The sequence below is a fragment of the Protofrankia sp. BMG5.30 genome (assembly GCF_001983005.1).
GTDB lineage: Bacteria > Actinomycetota > Actinomycetes > Frankiales > Frankiaceae > Protofrankia > Protofrankia coriariae.
In genome coordinates this window covers 138,417-158,217 of sequence record NZ_MOME01000013.1, presented here as the reverse complement: position 1 = coordinate 158,217, position 19,801 = coordinate 138,417, and the positions used below count along the sequence as shown (strand labels likewise).

Here is a 19,801-nt window from a genome sequence, read left to right as displayed (position 1 = left end):
CTCCAAGCGTCACCAGGCCGCGGTACGCGGTATCCACCCCCGGTCGGAGGCCGGGGCCCGAGCCGGCACCCACGTCGCCGGTACGGGACGGAGACGCTCAAGACCTCCGGTAAAGGAAGGAAACACCTGGCATGGCACGCCTTTCCGGCGTAGACCTCCCGCGTGACAAGCGGGTGGAGATCGCTCTGACCTACATATTCGGGATCGGCCGCAGCCGTTCCCTGGAGACTCTTGCCGCCACCGGCGTCAACCCCGACACGCGCGTCCGGGACCTGACCGACGAGGAGATCGTCCGGCTCAGGGAATGGATCGACGCGAACTACCGGGTCGAGGGCGACCTGCACCGGGAGGTACGTCAGGACATCCGCCGGAAGATGGAGATCGGCTGCTACCAGGGCCTGCGGCACCGGCGCAACCTTCCCGTCCACGGCCAGCGGACGCACACCAACGCGCGTACCCGCAAGGGCCCGCGCCGCGCCATCGCCGGTAAGAAGAAGGCCGGCAAGAAGTAAGCCAGTAGTCAGCCGCCCCGGCCGACATCCGTCGACGGTGGCCATGGCCGGGCGCTGACCGACGACCTCGTAAACGGAGATCACGAAAGCATATGCCGCCAAAGACGCGTGCCGCCGGCATCAAGAAGGTCCGGCGCAAGGAGAAGAAGAACGTCGCGCACGGCCACGCCCACATCAAGAGCACCTTCAACAACACGATCGTGTCGATCACCGATCCCAGCGGGAACGTGATCTCCTGGGCGAGCGCCGGCCACGTCGGATTCAAGGGATCGCGCAAGTCGACCCCCTTCGCCGCCCAGATGGCTGCGGAGAACGCCGCCCGCAAGGCGCAGGAACACGGAATGCGCAAGGTGGACGTCTTCGTCAAGGGCCCCGGCTCGGGACGAGAGACCGCGATCCGCTCCCTGCAGGCGGCCGGTCTCGAGGTCGGCGCGATTCAGGACGTCACCCCGACCCCGCACAACGGCTGCCGGCCGCCCAAGCGGCGCAGGGTCTGACCAGCGGGATCCGACGACACAGGATCTGACGACAGCAGTATCGCGGCTGCCGGTGGCGCGACACGGAGCATGACTGCGCCACCTCCGATCTGGTTCGCGCCAGCAGCACCAGGGCCTCGAAGGCCTCCGATGGCGCGAAGAAGCACATCCTCGCGCCACCTCTGGCCGAAAAAGGAGAGAAGGACAAGCATGGCCCGCTATACCGGCGCGGACTGCAAGCGCTGCCGCCGTGAGAAGACGAAACTGTTCCTCAAGGGCAGCAAGTGCGAATCGCCCAAGTGCCCGATCGAGATCCGTCCCTACCCGCCGGGCGAGCACGGCCGTGGCCGCACCAAGGACTCCGAGTACCTGCTGCAGAAGCGTGAGAAGCAGAAGTGCGCGCGCATCTACGGCGTCCTGGAGAAGCAGTTCCGCGGCTACTACGACGAGGCCAACCGGCGCACCGGCAAGACCGGTGACGAGCTGCTGAAGATCCTTGAGTCGCGGCTGGACAACGTCGTGTACCGCGCCGGCTTCGCTCCTTCCCGGGACGCCGCGCGCCAGGCTGTCCGCCACGGCCATGTCGTGGTCAACGGCGGCAAGGTCGACATCCCCAGCTATCGGGTCAGCGAGAACGACATCGTCGAGATCGCACCCAAGGCGCGCGAGCTGACCCCGTTCATCATCGCTCGGGAGACCGCCGGCCAGCGCACCCCGCCGCCCTGGCTGGAGGTCATTCCCAGCCAGCTGCGGGTGCTGGTGCACTCGCTGCCGGCCCGTCAGGTGATCGACACCCAGGTGCAGGAGCAGCTCATCGTCGAGCTCTACTCCAAGTAGGCCGCGCCCGTCCGGGGCCCGTCGTCGGGCCCCGGTGCGGACGTCGCGTTCCAGATGGTCCACACTGGAACGAGTACGACGTGGACGGGACGGACAGAGGCCCCGTCCACGGGCTCCGACCGGAGCCACAGGTCACGGCGTCATATAGCGGTCGCCGTGTACGGAAGGACGTACCCCATGCTTATCGCCCAGCGTCCGACGCTGATCGAGGAGTCGATCTCGGAGTTCCGCTCGCGGTTCGTCATCGAGCCGCTTGAGCCGGGTTTCGGCTACACCCTCGGCAACTCGCTGCGCCGGACCCTGCTGTCCTCCATCCCCGGCGCGGCGGTGACCAGCATCCGTATCGACGGGGTGCTGCACGAGTTCTCCACCGTCCCCGGTGTGAAGGAGGACGTCACCGACCTGATCCTGAACCTGAAGGAACTGGTCGTCAGCTCGGAGAACGACGAGCCGACCGTGATGTACCTGCGCAAGCAGGGCCCGGGAGTGGTGACCGCGGCGGACATCGCCCCGCCGGCCGGCGTCGAGGTCCACAGCCTCGACCTGGCGCTGGCCACCCTCAACGACAAGGGCAAGCTCGAGATCGAGTTGACCGTCGAGCGCGGTCGCGGCTACGTCAGCGCGGCCCAGAACAAGCAGCCGGGGCAGGAGATCGGCCGGATCCCGGTGGACTCCATCTACTCCCCGGTGCTCAAGGTCACCTACAAGGTCGAGGCGACCCGTGTCGAGCAGCGCACCGACTTCGACCGGCTCATCGTGGACGTCGAGACGAAGCAGTCGATCTCGCCGCGGGACGCGATGGCCAGCGCCGGCAAGACGCTCGTCGGCCTCTTCGGCCTCGCRCAGGAGCTGAACGCCGAGGCGGAGGGCGTCGACATCGGCCCGTCCGCCGCGGACGCCGCGCTTGCCGCAGATCTGGCGCTGCCGATCGAGGAGATGGATCTCACCGTCCGTTCCTACAACTGCCTCAAGCGCGAGGGCATCCACACCATCGGTGAGCTGGTGTCCCGCAGCGAGGCGGATCTGCTCGACATCCGCAACTTCGGGCAGAAGTCGATCGACGAGGTCAAGACGAAGCTCGCCGCGATGGCTCTCCAGCTCAAGGACTCCCCGCCCGGGTTCGACCCGCGGCACGCGGTGGACACCTACGGCACCGACACCTACTCGGCGGCTCCGTTCAGCGACCCCGCTGACGACAGCTCTGAGTTCGTCGAAACCGAACAGTACTGACGAACAGGCACCCAGAGAACAACAGCACCCAGCAGGCAGCACCGAAGAGGCAGTAGAGCTCAGCCCGAAGGCGGCGCGGTATCATTGCCGCGCCGCCCGATGGTCTGCATCTACTGATCTTCGTTTTTGCGTGATCGTCGACGGCGGTTGCGTGCCCCCAGGCGGTGGCCCGCCCACGAGCTCGGGGTCTTCCTAAGGATTCCGGCGAAGCCATCCGGCGGGATAGAAGGATCGAGGAGTACCTGTCATGCCCACGCCTACCAAGGGCCCCCGGCTCGGTGGCAGCCCCGCACACGAGCGGCTGTTGCTGGCCAACCTCGCCACCGCGTTGTTCGAGCACGGCGGCATTACCACGACCGAGGCCAAGGCGAGGCGGCTGCGCCCGTACGCCGAGAGACTGGTCACCTTCGCCAAGCGCGGCGACCTGCACGCCCGCCGACGTGTGCTCAGGTTCGTCCGCGACAAGTCCGTGGTGCACGTCCTGTTCACCGAAATCGGCCCACGCTACGCGGACCGCAACGGTGGCTACACCCGCATCGTCAAACTCGGGCCCCGCAGGGGGGACAACGCCCCGCTGGCCCGTATCGAGCTGGTCGAGGCCCTGACGGTCGCCCAGCAGGCGATCCAGGAGGCCGAGCAGGCCCGAGGCACCCGCTTCGCTCCCCGTCGCCGCCCCACCGGCGCGACGGCCGAGGCCGCGGCCGATCTGGCGAAGGAGTCGCCCACCGCGGCAGCGGTTGCGGCCGAGGCCGAGGCAGCCGCCGAGGCGGAGGCGACCCTCACCGAGGCTGTCGCCACGCCCGCTGACACCGATGCCGGTGCCGAGTCGGTGCAGGCGCTGTCGGTGGAGGAGAGCGCCGACGATACGCCGCAGACCCCCAAGGCCGACTGAGTCCGCAGGGGCGGCTGAGCTGTCAGGGGCGGCTACGCCTTCAGAGGCGACCGGGCCTGGCCGGCAGGCCGAAACCAGCTGAAGTCAGACGAGCGGTCGGGGGTCCGTCCCCTGGCCGCTCGTCTGATTTGGCCGCCGTCAGGCGCTGGCCCGCAAGGCGGCCTCCAGGTGTCAGTCGGACGGCACGGACTCCGTCCACGATCGTCCTACGGGTCCTGGCCCAGGACGGGGCCTGATCCGGGCGACCGCGTCACCGAGTGCGTTTCCTGGCCGCATGGGCGCGTATCCGGCGGCAGACCTTTAATGATCTTCATGGTGCTGTGTGCGCCCCTCCCGTCGATTCGCACGTCCCAACGTCCGCGCAGTGCTTCGGCAGATGACGCCTGGTCGCACGACGGTTGCGCTGGCCGCTTCGACGGGACCCGCGTCGCACCGGCCTACCATCCGGCGGAGGATGATGGGCCTCATGTTTCGCGCGCCACCGTGATTCCGGTGATACCCGATGTGCCTACATCATCATCTTCTTTGTATCCTGCGGGACGATACGACCCGAAGTATGATCGACGACCGTGTAACCCGAATCGTCAGGAAGCGGTGAGCGCTGTCGACGGCCTGCTCCGGCTACGCCTCGATCTCGCGTATGACGGGACCCCGTTCGCGGGGTGGGCGCGTCAGCCCGGGCAGCGCACCGTGCAGGGTGACGTCGAGGACGCGCTGATGCGGGTGGCACGGCTGCCAGCGGTCCGCCTCACCGTGGCCGGGCGTACCGATGCCGGCGTCCACGCCCGCGGCCAGGTGGCCCATGTGGACATTCCCGACGACGTCCCGCTCGGCGGGCTTGCGCGCCGGCTCAACGGCGTACTCGACCGCGCTGTGCGGATCACGGCCCTGGCGCCGGCCCCGCCGGGTTTCGACGCCCGCTTCTCCGCGCTGTCCCGCCGCTACGTCTACCGGATCGGTGACGCGCCGTACGGGGTTGATCCGCTGCGCCGGCACGACACGCTGGCCTGGCCGCGTCCCCTGGACGCCGAGCGGATGGCCGACGCGGCCCTGGCCCTGGTGGGGGAGCGCGACTTCGCCGCCTTCTGCCGGCGCCGGGAGGGCGCGACCACGGTGCGCACGTTGCTGCGCCTGGACGTGGCCCGGGTACCCGACGGCCACGACGGTGTGGTCGTCGCGGACGTGGAGGCGGACGCCTTCTGCCACTCCATGGTGCGGGCCCTGGTCGGGGCGCTGCTGGCGGTGGGGGAGGGGCGCCGCCCCCACCACTGGCCGGCGGACGTCCTCGCCCGCGGCGTCCGCGACCCGGCGGTGACGGTGGCCGCGCCCCACGGGCTGACCCTCGTCGAGGTCCGCTACCCACCGGACGCGGAGCTGGCGGCCCGGGCGGCGGTGACCCGGGCGGTGCGGGTGCCCACGAGCCCGTCCGGATAGCCGTCAGGGCAGCGGCGCCGCTCTCGGCCGGCCGTGCCGTGCCCGGCGGCGGGGAACCGGCTTCGGGGGGCGGGGAACTCCGGGGTGGGGAATCAGCGCGGCCCGTGGCCGGCCAGGACCCGCTGCGAGATCGGCTGGCTGGCCAGCAGGGCGAGGTCACGACGTGCCGTGGTCAGCGCCGGGTCGGCCGGGGCGCCCTCGGCCCCGTCCGTGTAGGCCAGCTGGATCACGATCAGATAGTGCCCGCTCACGGGGGCGGTCCGCCAGGAGTTGTCACCGGCCGGGTTCGTCACCGTCGCGCCGGGAAGCGACTCGGCCGGCACCGGCAGGGCCGGTACACCGCCCCGGCCCTCGGTGACGGCCCTGGCCGCGTTCACGGCGGTGCTCGCGTCGTCCAGGACGAGTACCGAGGTGGCCGCGAGCACCCGACGTCCGGAGGTGTCCGGCTCGGACAGGTACACCGCCCGGACGAGCTGCCGGCACCGGTCACCCGAGAGCGTGTTGGTGAGCTCGCCGGTCAGGTTTGGGCAGCCCGCGTCCAGCTTGTGCGCCAGCCGGGTGTAGCTGTGCAGGTTGAGGGTGACCCGGGGGGAGCCGAAGAACTCGGCGGCCGTGACCGGATCGGAGTCCGTCCGGGCGCTGTTGATGAAGTTGGGGTTGGCCGCCGGCGCGGTGCTGGCCGTGGCCGACGGGCCTTTGGCGTCGTCCCGGTCGTGACCCGCCAGGACGGCGACGGCCGCGAGGACCACGACCGCGACGGCACCGATGATCACGATCGGTCTGGTAAGGCGGCCGATGGACAGGCGCCGCCCAGGGGGAGCCGTACCACTGGCGGGGCCACGGCCGGCGTCGTCGGCGTCGGGCGCGGCTGCCCGTGGGACGAACGGGACCGTCTGGTTGCGCTGGTCGCGCGTGTCCCCCCCAACGGAGGGCACGCTTGCGGGGCTTTCGGGCGACGCCGGGGTGGCCAGCGCTGCCGCGGTTTCCGTCGAGGTCTCCGAATCTCCCGGCGGTGCCGGGGCTTTCAAGGGGTTCGGGACCGTCGGTAGCGCTGAGATCTTCGAGGGGGACTTCGAGGGGGACGAGGCCGCTGACGGTGCCGAGGCCCGTGGTGGGACCGGGGCCTCGGAGGGCTCCGGGGCCTCGGCTGGCAGCCGGGTCGTGGCGGGTGCTGGAGAGCCGGCTGTCGGCTTGCCAGCGGCGCCGTCCTTCCTGCCCACTGGCACCGTGTCCCTGCTTGGCGTCACGCCGCCTCCGTCGCCGCCTGGCGCCTCCGGCGCTGTGTCGCTGGTGGGCGCCTTCGGCGCTGTGCCGCCGCCTGGTGTCTCCGGCGAGCCGCTGGCGCTGGTCGACGGTGCGTCGTCCGCCGGCTGGTCGGCCGCTGGTCGTTCGCCCGCTGGCTGTTCCGCTGGTTGCCCGTCCGCCGGCTGGTTGTCCCGCGGTGCGGAGCCGGTCTCGCGGGTCGTGGGCGGGGTGGCGGCTGGCATGAGCGCACTGTCCAGCGGCTGGACCGCGACCGTCCTGTCGAAGATCCCGACGTCGGACGTCCACACGGGTCTGCGGATGGARGCCGGCAACGTGTTCAGCGGGCCGAACAGCGGGTCGTCCGCCGGTGGGACCCATGGATCCACTGGATCCACAGCCTCGGCTGGATCCAGTGGATCCACTGGATCCACAGCCTCGACGGCGTCTCCCGAGGCGCCTGGTGGYTGCTCTGGCTTCTCGTCCATCCCCCGTAGACTACGATGTCCGACAGATCTTCGTAATGTTGGATGATCATTATATGGATGATCAGTGCGTGGGGGTCTCCGGTCGGTCGTACCGATCGCCTGGTAGCCTCAAAGACTGCCGCTCATGGCAGGTAGCGGGGTCCGTATTCGGTCGCGCATCCTGACGCAGCCGGCGGCTTCCGAGCCACTCACCTGAGCGACTCGAAGGCACGACACGCATCCGCTGACAAGAAAAGGCAGACCTGTGCGCACGTACCAGCCCAAGCCCACAGACGTCCAGCGTGCCTGGCATGTCATCGATGCCACGGACGTGGTGCTCGGCAGGCTGGCCAGCCAGGCCGCCCATCTGCTGCGTGGCAAGCACAAGCCGACCTTCGCCCCGCACATCGACACCGGCGACTTCGTCATCATCGTGAACGCCGGCAAGGTGGCCCTCAGCGGCAACAAGCGCGAGCAGRCCAAATACCATCGCCACTCCGGCTATCCCGGCGGTCTGCGCAGCGTCTCCTACGGGTTGCTGCTGGACACCCGGCCGCAGCTCRTCATCGAGAAAGCCGTCAAGGGCATGCTGCCGAAGAACAAGCTGGGCCGGGCGCAGGGCACCAAGCTGAAGGTCTACGCCGGGCCGACGCATCCGCACCAGGCCCAGCAGCCCCAGCCGTTTGAAATCACCCAGGTCGCGCAGTAAGCCGCGGACCATCTGACCAGGAAGGACAGACGACGTGGCTGTCGTGACCGACACCCAGGGCAATCCCCGCGCCACCGGCCGGCGCAAGGAGGCCGTTGTCCGGGTACGCCTGCTGCCAGGCAGCGGCAAGTGGATTCTCAACGGGCGCTCCCTGGAGGCCTACTTCCCCAACAAGGTGCACCAGCAGCTGGTCAACGAGCCGCTCAAGGCGGTGGACCGGGCCGAGTCCTACGACGTGGTCGCGCGGCTACACGGCGGTGGGGTCTCCGGCCAGGCCGGCGCGCTGCGGCTCGCGCTCGCCCGGGCGCTGATCACCGCCGACGAGGAATCCCGCCCGGTGCTGAAGAAGGCCGGTTTCCTGACCCGGGACGCCCGGGTCAAGGAACGGAAGAAGTACGGCCTGAAGAAGGCCCGGAAGGCACCCCAGTACAGCAAGCGCTGACGTTCCGGGATCGCCCCCGCTTCGTCCTGCTCGTTCGGACCGTCCGTTCGGAATATCGTTTGCGCGCTCCGTAGCCCGCGTGGCATCCACCTGGGCTACGGAGCGCGCGTCTATGCTTCTCCTTGCGTGTTCGCATACCCCAGGCGCGTCCTGGGGTGACGAGCGTGTGATCGAGCTTCTTCGCACGCGTCCGGAAGCTCCCAGGGCATTCGCCGGGCCGAGGACCGTGTACGAAGAGCGCGTTCGCGCTTTCCCTCGCGCGCCCGCGGGCCGTCACGATGCCGGTGGCCTGGCGAGCGTGCGGCCATGGTCTTCTTCATGCCCTCGACAGGTCCCGGGGAATCCGGCGGGACCGCGGTCCGCGGGTGATGTCCGACACGGGATGAGCTGACGGCGGTGACCACATGGTGAGGCTTTTCGGTACCGACGGCGTTCGCGGGGTCGCCAACGTCGATCTCACGGCCGAACTGGCGCTGGGGCTGTCGGCGGCGGCCGTGGGGGTGCTCACCGAGCATCGTCCGGCCGGCTCCGGGCGCCCGACCGTGGTGGTTGGGCGGGACACCCGTCCCTCGGGGGAGTTCCTGGAGGCGGCGGTCGTCGCCGGGCTCGCCTCGGCCGGCGCGGACGTGCTGCGCATCGGGGTGGTTCCCACGCCCACGGTGGCACACGCGGTCATCAGTTCGGGGGCGGACCTCGGCGTGATGCTCTCGGCAAGCCACAACCCGATGCCGGACAACGGCATCAAACTGTTCGCCGCGGGCGGGCAGAAGCTGCCGGACGAAATCGAGGACGAGATCGCCGAACGCCTCGCCGCGCCGGTGCCCAACCGTCCCACCGGTGCGGCCATCGGCCGGGTCCGCGACGATCAGGCCCTTGTCGAAGGGTACGCACGGTTCCTGCTGGCGACCGTTCCCGCCGCGCTGACCGGCCTGCGAGTCGTGGTCGACTGCGCGCAGGGAGCCGCGTACATGCTGGCGCCGCGCGTGCTGCGGGACGCCGGGGCCGACGTGATCGCCCTGCACGCGGACGGCGACGGCACCCGGATCAACGACGGTTGCGGCGCCACCCATCTTCAGGCCCTCCAGGCGGCGGTGCTCGAACACGGCGCCGACGTCGGTRTCGCGCACGACGGCGACGCTGACCGGTGCCTGGCCGTGGACGCCAACGGCGAGATCGTCGACGGCGACCAGATCCTCGCCCTGTCCGCTCTGGGGCTGCGCGAGCATGGCGAGYTCACCGACGACACGGTCGTGGTGACGGTGATGTCGAACCTGGGCTTCCACCACGCGATGCGGGACGCCGGGATCAACGTGGTCGCGACCCCGGTCGGCGACCGCTACGTCCTGGAGGCCATGCGCGAACGAGGGCTTGCCCTCGGCGGGGAACAGAGCGGGCACGTCCTCTTCCTCCAGCATGCGACGACCGGGGACGGGCTGCTGACCGCCCTGCAGGTGCTCGGCCGGATGGCCGAGACGCAGCGTCCGCTCGCGGAGCTCGCCAAGGTCATGACGAGGCTGCCGCAGGTGCTCGTCAACGTCTCGGGTGTGGACCGGTCGAAGGTGTCCACGTCGCCGGAGCTTGCCGCCGCGGTCGCCGCGGCCGAGGCCGAACTCGGGGACGACGGCCGGGTCCTGCTGCGTCCGTCCGGCACGGAACCGCTGGTCCGGGTCATGGTGGAGGCGCCGACCGGGGAGCAGGCCCAGGCGGTCGCCACCCGCCTGGCCGCGGTCGTCCGCGACGCCCTGGGCTGAGGAGTCCTGGTTGAGGGGAGTCCTGGTTGAGGCGCCCACCGCGGTGCCCACGGGCTCGCGCGTCCGAAGCGCTATTACCAGCGGCGAACGCGGCTATTACCGTCAGCGAACGCAAAGGCACGTAATGAGTCCTCTCCGGTGGGCCCGGGCCGCTGATTGCGTACGCTGACCGCATGTGTGGGATCATCGGGTACATCGGGGGACAGCCCGCGCTCGAGGTGGCTCTGGCCGGGCTTCGCCGGTTGGAATACCGGGGCTACGACTCGGCGGGCGTGGCCGTGGTCGTCGACGGCGGGCTGCGTACTCTGCGCAGAGCGGGCAAACTGGCCAACCTGGAAAAGGCGCTGGCCGAATCGGAGACYAGCCCGCGGGGAACCGTCGGTATCGGTCATACCCGCTGGGCGACGCACGGCGGGCCGACGGACACCAACGCGCATCCGCACACCGACTGCACCGGCGCCATCGCCGTGATCCACAATGGGATCATCGAGAATTTCGCGAGCCTGCGGGCCGGCCTCGAGCGCGACGGGCACGAACTCGCCAGCGAGACCGACACCGAGATCGTCGCGCACCTGCTGGAGGACGAACTCGCCGCGGTGAGCGCTCCGGACGGGACCGCTGGGGCTGGCGCGGCTGGGGCTGCCAGGACTGCTGAGGGAGCCGAGACGGCCGGGGCGAGCCGGCTGACCGAGGCCTTCCGCCGGGTGTGCCGCCGTCTGGAAGGCGCCTTCACGCTGGTCGTGGTGCACCGGGACCATCCCGACGTGGTGGTCKGGGCGCGGCGCAACAGCCCGCTCGTGGTCGGCGTCGGCGCCGACGAGACCTTCCTGGCCAGTGACGTCGCGGCCTTCATCGCGCACACCCGCAGCGCCGTGGAGATCGGCCAGGACCAGATCGTCGAGGCCCGCCGCGACGGCGTGACCATCACCGACTTCGCCGGCAACCCGGTCGAGGGCCGTCCGTACCACGTCGACTGGGACGCCAGCGCCGCGGAGAAGGGCGGCCACCCCTACTTCATGCTCAAGGAGATCAGCGAGCAGCCGACCGCCCTCGCCGACACCCTGCGCGGACGTCTCTCCAACGACGCCGAGATCGTCCTCGACGAGGAACGCCTGTCCGCCCAGGACTTCCGTGACGTGGACAAGGTGTTCATCGTCGCCTGCGGCACGGCCTACCACGCCGGACTCATCGCCAAATACGCCATCGAACACTGGACGCGGCTGCCCTGCGAGGTGGAGATGGCCTCGGAGTTCCGCTACCGCGACCCGGTCCTGGACCGTTCCACGCTCGTCGTGGCCATCAGCCAGAGCGGTGAGACGCTCGACACCCTGATGGCGGTCAAGCACGCCCGGGAGCAGAAGGCCCGGGTGCTGGCGATCTGCAACACGAACGGGTCGACGATCCCGCGGGAGTCCGACGCCGTCCTGTACACCCGCTGCGGCCCCGAGGTCGGGGTGRCCTCGACGAAGACCTTCCTCGGCCAGGTGGCCGCGTGCCTGCTGGTCGGGCTGTACCTGGCGCAGGTCCGGGGGGTGCTCTACGGCGACGAGGTCGCCCGGTACGTCGAGAAGCTGCAGGCCATGCCCGCCCTGGTGCGCCAGACCCTGGCCACGATCGAACCGATGCGGGCGCTTGCCCGCACCCTCGCCGACGCCAGGGCCGTGYTCTTCCTCGGCCGGCACGTCGGCTATCCGGTCGCTCTGGAGGGCGCTCTCAAGCTCAAGGAGCTCGCCTACATGCACGCCGAGGGCTTCCCGGCCGGGGAGCTCAAACACGGCCCGATCGCGCTCGTCGAGGAGGGGCTGCCGGTCGTCGTCGTGGTGCCGTCTCCGCGGGGGCGTTCGCACCTGCACAGCAAGATTGTTTCCAACATCCAGGAGGTTCGGGCCCGCGGTGCGCGGACCATCGTCATCGCGGAGGAGGGCGACACCGTTGTGGAGCCCTACGCCGAACATCTGATCCGGGTGCCGGCGACGCCGACCTTGTTCGCCCCGCTGGTGACGACGCTGCCGTTGCAGGTCTTCGCCTGCGAGCTGGCTCTCGCCCGCGGCCTCGATGTCGACCAGCCGCGAAATCTCGCCAAGTCCGTCACCGTCGAGTAGCCACCGCGGGCGGGTCGTCGCGAGGCCGGTGCCGACCGGATCCGGCACAGGACGGCTGGGGCCGGTGCCGACGAGGACGGGACCGTCTGTCCCAGCTTCCGTTCCCAACTCGTCGCGTATCCGCGCTGACCGGGCTTTGTTCGTACCGGCCGGGCCTGTCGCCCGATGGTGGGCGGATGCGGTGGTGGGGCGGATGTGCCGGCCCTGGTTCATCCAGGTGGTGAACGGTATATCTCCGTTGGGCTCGCTGCGTCGGGGTCGCTGCGCCGAGGCCTCGCCACCGATCTGTTCCACGGATCTGTTCCACGGATCCGCTCCGCTGATCTATGGGGTCCTGTTGAGGATTCATCAAGGGATCGTCGGGAGCGGCACGACAAGTTGTCGGATATTTTGTTTTTGGAGTGAAGTCGGCGACAAATCCGGCTGACTGGCGTTCTTCTGTTGACCTGAGTCAATGCCGGCTAAGAAACTTTCTCCAGGCTCACGGGCGGGCCGGTCGGCTCCCGGGCATGAGGAGCGCCGCCCGAGGGCCGTAAGGGGAACAGAACCGGAACAGAATCAGATGCACCGGCCCCCGCGAGCGATTCGGGCGGCCCAGCTCCCGCGGATTCCCGCGGATGACTGGACTGGTTCCCGAGCCCGCCCGGCCGGTAAAGCCGATCCGACGGGCTCGCCGGGCGCGGGAAGAACGTGATCGCGCCGCTGCTGGCCCGCCGACCGTGGTCAGCCGTGGGCGCGTGGCCCACGGCTGACCACCGGCCGCTGTCGCCGTCCGTGCCACGGGCGTGTCCACGGGTGGTCCGGCCAGCCGATGATCATCGGGATCGTACGGCTGGATCGTCCGCCCGTTCGCGCACGCCCCGCCCTGGCGGTCCAGGTCCCGTATCCGACGGGACTGTCGACCGTCGCCGCGGGCGCCGTGACCCCGCGTCCGCGGCGACAGGCCGCCACCGGCGGCGGTGAGCTGTCGGGAGGAAACATCCCTTCTGGTCGTCTGGTAGGCCTCCCGCGTGGATGTCTCTGTCGGTGGACGTCGATGGACGCACTACAGCCGTGGYTGCTGGGCTCGGTTCAGGCCGGGTCGGGACCGGGGCTCATCCGATCGGATGCGGACGCCGCCAGCGTGCCGCGGCCTCGCGTAGATCCATGGCCAGGACGTCGTTGACGGCGGCAAGGTCGACCACCAGGTCGACCAGTGCCGGCCCGTCCAGGCTCTCGAGGAAGTCACGCAGGTCGATGGGCTGGCCGTCGGCGTCGTAGAAGCCGTCGTCGCCGTGGTCGACGTCGTCGCTGTCCTCGTCGGGGTCGATGGCGCCCGTGGCCACCAGCGCCAGCGCGACGGCATGCGCGCAGAACTGTTCGACGGCGCCGGTCGGACAGGTGCAGGTCGAGCCCGGTGTTCCGTCGATCACCGAGAGCTGGGTGTGGGTGAGCTGGTCGCCGTCCACGGTGCCGGACGCGCTGCTCGGCCGGATTCTCAGGTCGCCGACCCGTCCCTGCAACGCGAGGGCGACGCCGCGGGTGAACTCGCCCAGGCCCGCAAGGCGCGCGCACTCGTCCTCGTCGAAGACTGCATGCAACGGTGTGATGGCGATGTCGTCATGTCCGTTTGGCCCCGACTGGTTGACGATCATCGGGTAATTCTACGAGACATGCCGTCTGCGGGTACGCGGCCCTGGCGGTCGGCCACAGCTCACGGCCCTGGTGCGCGGCCCGGTCCACGGTCGCGGCGCACGGACGACGTGATCCCGCGACGGCCGTACGCTCGCGCCACAGCCGCGACCGGTGACCGGCCGTCGCACGAGCCGCCGCCGTGCCCGTGCCTGGCAGGCTCGGGCGCACGGCCGTGGCGCCCGTTGCCGCGGAAAGCTGACCACAGGCGCTGGGACGCGGCCACTGGCCGTCTGCCGAGGACCATCGTCTCCGCGTGGGTACCGGCCGGTTGTCCGTGGGCATCGACGGGACGGGCGGGACGGCCCGCCGGGAAAGACGAGAGCATGGCGGCATGAGGTCTGCGCACACCGTCGCTCAGGTCCGTCAGGCCGAGGCGCGGCTGCTCGCCAGCCTGCCCCCGGGCCTGCTGATGCAGCGGGCCGTGCACGGGCTGCTGTCCCACGCGGCCCGCCGGCTCGGGCGGGTGTACGGCGCCCGGGTCGTCGTGCTGGCCGGTGGCGGCGACAACGGCGGCGACGCGCTGTGGGCGGGCGCGCGGCTGGCTGCCCGGGGCGCCCGGGTGGACGCGCTCGCCCCGGGCCGGACGCATCCCGCCGGGACGGCGGCACTGCTCGCCGCGGGTGGCCGCCTGCACACGGTGTCCGGCCCCGAGCCGGCTGACGGGCAGCCGCCGGGGCCTGGGACACTGGCCGGTGACGACACGGCCGCACGGCTGCTCGCCATGGCCGACCTCGTCCTTGACGGTCTGCTCGGTATCGGTGGCAAGGGCGGTCTGCGGCCGGAGTACGCCCGGCTGGCGGTACGCGCCCCCCGGGAACGGACCGTCGCCGTGGACGTCCCGAGCGGGGTGGACAGCGACACCGGGGCGGTGGTCGGCCCGGCGGTCCGCGCGAGCAGCACGGTGACCTTCGGCACCTACAAGCGTGGCCTGCTGGTCGGGGCCGGGGCGGAGCACGCGGGCGAGGTGGAGCTGGTCGACATTGGTCTCACCCTCCCGGCCGCGGATCTTGTCGCGCTGGACGACGCCGACGCGGACCTCCTCCTGCCCGTCCCCGTGTCGACGGACTCCAAGTACACCCGCGGGGTGCTGGGCCTGGTCGCGGGCAGTAACAGCTACCCGGGTGCGGCCGTGCTCGCCACCGGCGGGGCGCTGCGCGCGGCCGCGGGCTACCTGCGGGTGGTCAGCACCCGGGTGGCCGCCGACCACGTACGCCGGRCACATCCCGAAGCGGTCGTCACCGAGATCGACCCTGGTGACGCCGACGCCGTCCTCGCGGCCGGGCGGGTACAGGCGTGGGCCGTTGGTTCGGRGCTGCCCGCGGACGGGCACACCGCCCGGATCGTGGCCGCCCTGCTGACCGCCGACGTTCCCCTGCTGCTCGACGCCGGCGCTCTGGGCGTGCTGGCCCAGGATGCCGGATACGCTCGCGCGCTGCGGGAGCGCGCCGCGCCGACCCTGCTCACACCGCACGAAGGCGAGTTCGTCCGGCTCGTGGCGGCACTCGGCTGGGACACGGAGACGACCGTGGGCGAACTGGCCGCGGACCGGCTCGCGGTGGTGCGCCGCTGCGCTGCCGAACTCGGCGTGACCGTTCTGCTGAAGGGCAATCGCACCCTGATCGTCGACCGGGACGGGCTGGCACGGGTGAACACCACGGGCACGCCATGGCTTGCCACGGCCGGCAGCGGGGACGTCCTGACCGGCCTGTGCGGCTCGTTGCTCGCCGGTGGCCTCGATGCGCTGGACGCTGGCAGCGTGGGCGCTCACCTGCACGGCCGAGCGGCCTCGCGCGCGGGCCGTCCGCTGGCGGCGTCCGACCTGCCCGCGCTGCTGCGGCAGCGCCGGACGCGGTGACGGCCGGGGGTCGACATCGACAGTCGTGGCTCCTTGCGTCCGTCGTCCTGTCTGTCGCACGAGTCCTCCTGTTAGTGATCAGCGGCTTCCGGTTGCCCGGGCCTCGTGGCCTGGCTTCCGCGGCGTGACGGACCGGCCGCCGGAGCACCGGGAGGCAGCCTGCGGCCGCGGGGATCCCGGACGCGGAAAAGCGTGATCGTGCTGTCTGTTGTCGCCGGGGTGAGCAGCCCAGGGCGATACCCCGACGGTGCGCTCCGTGTCCCTGGTGCGCCAGCCCCGCGGCGCACCTGTGGACAACCGGCTGTTGTCCACAGCCCCGGCCGGCGGCCTCGGCAGGGCACCGTCGGCTGTGCTGTCATCGACATCCCGGCGCTGATATCCCGGCCGGGCCCGRCCGTCGCAGCACGCCACGGTCCGCCGGCCGTGACGAGGTGAGGTGAGGTGAAATGATCTCAGGGTCTCCCGCTCGGACACCGGCGACCCCGACGATCTTGTTACCGTCGAAGCGCGGCGCGCCACGACATCCCGACACGGGTCGACACAACTGGCCGAACAGGTCAGGAAGGCTCCGGATGACAACGCAGAGTGAAGGTTTGCGCGCCTGCGCCATCGTGGACCTGGACGCGGTCCGTGCGTCGGTGGCGACCCTGGTCGCCCGCGCCGGGAACGCCGCGACCATGGCGGTGGTGAAAAGCGACGGCTACGGGCACGGGATGTCCGCGTGCGCACGCGCCGCTGTGGAGGCGGGCGCGAGTTGGCTCGGGGTCGCCGTCATCGAAGAGGGGCTCGCGTTGCGTGCCGCCGGTTTCACCGTCCCGGTCTTCGCCTGGCTCACCGCCCCGGGAGAACCGCTCGCCGACGCGCTCGCCGCCGACATCGATCTCTCCGCGTCGGCTCCCTGGATGCTGGCGGAGATCGCCGCGGCTGCCCGACACACCGGCCGGCGAGCCCGCGTCCACCTCAAGGCCGACACCGGCCTGGGTCGAGGCGGCGCCACCGAGGCGGACTGGCCATCTCTGTGCGACGCGGCGGCGGCGCTGGCCGCCGAGGACCTGATCGAGGTGACTGGAGTGTGGAGCCATCTGGCCTTCGCCGACTCGCCCGGCCATCCGACCGTCCGCGGCCAGATCGGGCGTTTCGCCGACGCGGTCACCATCGCCGAGAAGACCGGTCTGCGTCCGCAGGTGCGTCATCTGGCCAATTCGGCGGCGACGCTGGTCAGCCCGGACGCCCATTTCGACATGGTCCGTCCGGGAATATCCGTGTACGGGCTGTCACCAGGGCCGCAGGTCGGTTCGCCCGCGGCCCTGGGCCTGCGTCCGGCCATGACGTTGACCGCCCGGCTCGCGCTGGCCAAACGGGTACCGGCGGGCAGCGGCGTGTCCTACGCCCACCGGTACACCACCGCCGTGGCGTCGACCCTTGGACTGGTACCGCTCGGGTACGCCGACGGCGTCCCGCGGGCGGCCGGCAACACCGCCGAGGTGCTGCTCGCGGGCCGACGCCGGCGGATAGCCGGAACCGTCTGCATGGACCAGTTCGTGGTCGACGTCGGCGATGATCCGGTCCAGGCCGGCGACCAGGTGATCCTGTTCGGGCCGGGGGAGCACRGCGAACCCACCGCACAGGACTGGGCGGACGCCCTCGGCACGATCAACTACGAGATCGTCACCAGGGTCGGTGTCCGGGTGCCCCGCGTCCATCTGAACGCCTCCGACGGGCTGCGGGGTACCGGCCGGCAGGCCACAGGCGGGCCGGGTGCCGCCCGGCGCGCTCCCGGGGTGGCCAGCAGCGCGCCGGCCGCTGTCGGCCCGTCTGATGCCGGTCTGTCCGGCAGTGGTTCGTCCGGCGCTGGTTCGTCCGGTCCAGGCCTTCCCGGTGCCGGCCCGTCAGCGCCAGGATGGCTCCCGTCATGAGGGCGTCCCTGGAAACAGACGGTGTGAAAGCGGGCGGTGCGGGCGGCGCCGCACGGGCCACGGTGGCCGGTCGGCTCCTCGGTATCGGCGGCGGTGTCGTCCGGGCGAGCCGTGCCATCACCTGGACGCGGGCGGCCCGGGCGGCGGGGGTCACGGGCCTGGTCACGGCGGCCGTCATAGGCACGGCGGCGGAACGGCGGCTGGCGCGTATCCGTGCCGAGCGGGCCGGCGCGGCCGAGGAGGAGCCGGTCGACCCGGTCGGCGGACGGCCGACCACGGTGATCACCTCTGACGGGGTGCCGTTACACGTGGAGATCGTCGGCGACGCCGACGCGCCGCTCACCATCGTGTTCGTGCACGGCTTCTGTGTCAGCCTCGACTGCTGGACGTTCCAACGCCGGGACTTAGCCGACTGCGGTCGGCTGGTGTTCTACGACCAGCGGGCGCACGGTGCCTCGGGCCCCTCGGAGCTCGCGGGATGCACGATCGACCAGCTTGGTGACGATCTGTACCGGGTGCTCGGCGAGGTGGTGCCGACCGGCCCGGTGGTGCTCGTCGGGCACTCGATGGGCGGGATGACGATCCTCGCGTTGGCCGACGCCCACCCGGAACTGTTCGAGGACCGGATCGTCGGGGTTGCCCTCGTGTCGACCAGCGCCGGTAGCCTGGCGACGGTCACCTTCGGTCTGCCCGCGACGGCCACGCTGGCGCTGCGCGCCTGCCTGCCCGGCCTCGCGATCGGCATGCGCTACGCCCCGTCGCTGCTGGAACGGGGCCGCCGCCACAGCGGTGACCTGGCCTGGGTCATCACCCGCCGGGTCGGCTTCGGCTCGAGCGAGGTGGAACCGGCCGTGGTGTCGCTCCTGGAGAAGATGGTGACCGCCACGCCGCTGCACGTGGTCGCGGCCTTCTTACCCGCGCTGGTCTCTCACGACAAGCTGCTTGCCGCGGCGGTGCTGGTGACGACGCCGACACTGATCCTCGTCGGTGACGCCGACGTGATGACCCCGCTGGAACACAGCCGCACGCTCGCCGCGGCGCTCCCCGAGGCGGACCTGGTGGTCGTGCCCAACGCCGGCCACAGCGTCCTCCTGGAGCGCCCGGACGAGGTCAACGCGGCGCTGCGTACCCTCATCCAGCGGGCGAGGGTACGTCGGCCGCACCCGGACAACCCGATCGTGCCCGCTCCCCGGGACCACGGGACAGACGACATCCGCGCATGAGTACTCCGCGGCGAACGCCCGTGGGTACGACAGCGGCGACGCCGTCCGGGCGGCCCTGACCAGCCCTTGATGTCGACGCCTGTGCGTCATGGGGCGTGAGCGGGACGGGACACGGACCCGCCGCGGCGGGGACACCACCGGTGCGACAGCCTCTGGTGTGAACGGAGCCGGACGGGACACGGACGGCAGGTATCGCCCACCAGCGTCCGTGGGGGCGAAGTTGTGGCCCGGGGGCGCGAACATGACGGCCTGAACATGATGGCCTGGATGTGACGGCATGCGTGCGACAGGTGTGAGCGTGATCTCGTGAGGTGGATGTTGTGAGTGGCCCGGATACACCCCTACCCCCTCGTGCCTCCCCGCGCGCCGGCGTTGTTGTGGCCAGGGCCGGGGGCGGCGGGCTGGTGGTCGAGGCCGAGGACGCCGATGACACCCGCGAGGTCGGCAGGCGGCTGGCCGCCGTGCTGCGCGCGGGCGACCTCGTGATCCTCGCCGGGCCGCTCGGCGCCGGCAAGACCGTGTTCGTCCAAGGTGTTGCCGCAGGCCTGGGCGTTGCCGGGGCGGTCACCTCCCCAACCTTCGTGATCGCCCGGGTGCACCGGGGCGGCCGGGTGCCCCTGGTGCATGTGGACGCCTACCGCCTGGGCGGGCTCGCCGAGGTCGAGGACATCGATCTCGATGCCGACGTCGAACGGTCCGTGACCGTGGTCGAATGGGGCTCGGGCCTGGTGGAGGGGCTGGCCGGCACACATCTACGGGTGGAGATCGCCCGTCCCGAGGACGCGGCACCGGCGCCTCCCACCGCCACGGACACCTCCGTCAGTGACGCCTCCATCAGCGCGGACGCCGGTGACAGCGTGGGTGCCCCGGCCAGCGCGGAGGCCGCCGGCGCCGCTGATGCGGGTGGGGTGCCCGATGCCGGGGGACAGCGCGTGATCCGCATGGCCGGCAGCGGCGGGGACTGGCCGCGGCGCCTGTCGTTGTTGGTGCCGTTGCCATCGTCGGCGGGACGGCGGTGAGCCCGCCGGTTCCGCCGACT

General features: G+C 71.1%; 16 protein-coding genes. 14 read left to right on the top strand and 2 right to left on the bottom strand.

Annotation, left to right across the window (positions count from 1 at the left end; all coding sequences use genetic code 11):
- Positions 1-131 precede the first annotated feature (131 nt).
- From rpsM to truA, 6 genes are all read left to right on the top strand, one after another.
- Positions 132-512 carry a 30S ribosomal protein S13 gene (gene rpsM / locus BL254_RS08675; RefSeq protein WP_047221580.1) on the top strand — a complete coding sequence of 127 codons (381 nt, stop codon included), beginning with the start codon at positions 132-134 and terminating at the stop codon, positions 510-512.
- Positions 513-604: 92 nt separating this feature from the next.
- Positions 605-1,009 (top strand): 30S ribosomal protein S11, encoded by a 405-nt coding sequence (gene rpsK / locus BL254_RS08670; protein ID WP_013875088.1) that lies wholly within the window; start codon positions 605-607, stop codon positions 1,007-1,009.
- A 189-nt stretch (positions 1,010-1,198) separates the two neighbouring features.
- Positions 1,199-1,825: a 30S ribosomal protein S4 gene (gene rpsD, locus BL254_RS08665; protein WP_047221581.1), complete on the top strand. Its 627-nt coding sequence runs from the start codon at positions 1,199-1,201 to the stop codon at positions 1,823-1,825.
- A gap of 177 nt (positions 1,826-2,002) precedes the next feature.
- Positions 2,003-3,055 carry a DNA-directed RNA polymerase subunit alpha gene (locus tag BL254_RS08660; protein ID WP_047221582.1) on the top strand — a complete coding sequence of 351 codons (1,053 nt, stop codon included), beginning with the start codon at positions 2,003-2,005 and terminating at the stop codon, positions 3,053-3,055.
- A gap of 247 nt (positions 3,056-3,302) precedes the next feature.
- Positions 3,303-3,947: a 50S ribosomal protein L17 gene (gene rplQ / locus BL254_RS08655; protein WP_047221583.1), complete on the top strand. Its 645-nt coding sequence runs from the start codon at positions 3,303-3,305 to the stop codon at positions 3,945-3,947.
- Between the two features lie 594 nt (positions 3,948-4,541).
- On the top strand, positions 4,542-5,381 hold the full coding sequence (gene truA, locus BL254_RS08650; RefSeq protein WP_013875084.1) for a tRNA pseudouridine(38-40) synthase TruA: 840 nt from the start codon (positions 4,542-4,544) through the stop codon (positions 5,379-5,381).
- A 92-nt stretch (positions 5,382-5,473) separates the two neighbouring features.
- Here truA and BL254_RS08645 read toward each other — a convergent pair whose 3' ends face one another.
- Entirely contained in the window at positions 5,474-7,012 is a 1,539-nt protein-coding gene (locus tag BL254_RS08645) for a hypothetical protein (RefSeq protein ID WP_139342222.1), read from the bottom strand.
- A 343-nt stretch (positions 7,013-7,355) separates the two neighbouring features.
- On the opposite strand from BL254_RS08645, the gene rplM reads away from it, so the two are divergent.
- The 4 genes from rplM (at position 7,356) to glmS (ending at position 12,094) form a co-directional block, all read left to right on the top strand.
- On the top strand, positions 7,356-7,799 hold the full coding sequence (gene rplM, locus BL254_RS08640) for a 50S ribosomal protein L13 (protein WP_076843022.1): 444 nt from the start codon (positions 7,356-7,358) through the stop codon (positions 7,797-7,799).
- 34 nt (positions 7,800-7,833) lie between these two features.
- The gene (gene rpsI, locus BL254_RS08635) at positions 7,834-8,241 is read left to right on the top strand and encodes a 30S ribosomal protein S9 (protein WP_047221584.1); all 408 of its coding nucleotides are present in this window, start codon (positions 7,834-7,836) and stop codon (positions 8,239-8,241) included.
- A gap of 404 nt (positions 8,242-8,645) precedes the next feature.
- Positions 8,646-9,992 (top strand): phosphoglucosamine mutase, encoded by a 1,347-nt coding sequence (gene glmM / locus BL254_RS08630; RefSeq protein WP_076843021.1) that lies wholly within the window; start codon positions 8,646-8,648, stop codon positions 9,990-9,992.
- Between the two features lie 173 nt (positions 9,993-10,165).
- Positions 10,166-12,094, top strand: a complete 1,929-nt coding sequence (glmS, locus tag BL254_RS08625) for a glutamine--fructose-6-phosphate transaminase (isomerizing) (RefSeq protein WP_076843020.1) — start codon at positions 10,166-10,168, stop codon at positions 12,092-12,094.
- Between the two features lie 1,094 nt (positions 12,095-13,188).
- On the opposite strand, the gene BL254_RS08620 is transcribed toward glmS, so the two are convergent.
- The gene (locus tag BL254_RS08620) at positions 13,189-13,728 is read right to left on the bottom strand and encodes an SWIM zinc finger domain-containing protein (RefSeq protein ID WP_047221587.1); all 540 of its coding nucleotides are present in this window, start codon (positions 13,726-13,728) and stop codon (positions 13,189-13,191) included.
- A gap of 371 nt (positions 13,729-14,099) precedes the next feature.
- Here BL254_RS08620 and BL254_RS08615 point away from each other — a divergent pair, with 371 nt between their 5' ends.
- From BL254_RS08615 to tsaE, 4 genes are all read left to right on the top strand, one after another.
- Positions 14,100-15,623: an NAD(P)H-hydrate dehydratase gene (locus tag BL254_RS08615; RefSeq protein WP_076843019.1), complete on the top strand. Its 1,524-nt coding sequence runs from the start codon at positions 14,100-14,102 to the stop codon at positions 15,621-15,623.
- 572 nt (positions 15,624-16,195) lie between these two features.
- Positions 16,196-17,539: an alanine racemase gene (gene alr / locus BL254_RS08610; RefSeq protein WP_076843018.1), complete on the top strand. Its 1,344-nt coding sequence runs from the start codon at positions 16,196-16,198 to the stop codon at positions 17,537-17,539.
- Positions 17,536-18,762 (top strand): alpha/beta fold hydrolase, encoded by a 1,227-nt coding sequence (locus tag BL254_RS08605; RefSeq protein WP_047221590.1) that lies wholly within the window; start codon positions 17,536-17,538, stop codon positions 18,760-18,762. The genes alr and BL254_RS08605 overlap by 4 nt, the downstream gene beginning before the upstream one ends.
- Positions 18,763-19,082: 320 nt before the next feature.
- Complete coding sequence (tsaE, locus tag BL254_RS29315) at positions 19,083-19,781, top strand: tRNA (adenosine(37)-N6)-threonylcarbamoyltransferase complex ATPase subunit type 1 TsaE (protein ID WP_371390261.1); 699 nt, start codon at positions 19,083-19,085, stop codon at positions 19,779-19,781.
- The last annotated feature ends 20 nt before the right edge of the window (positions 19,782-19,801 follow it).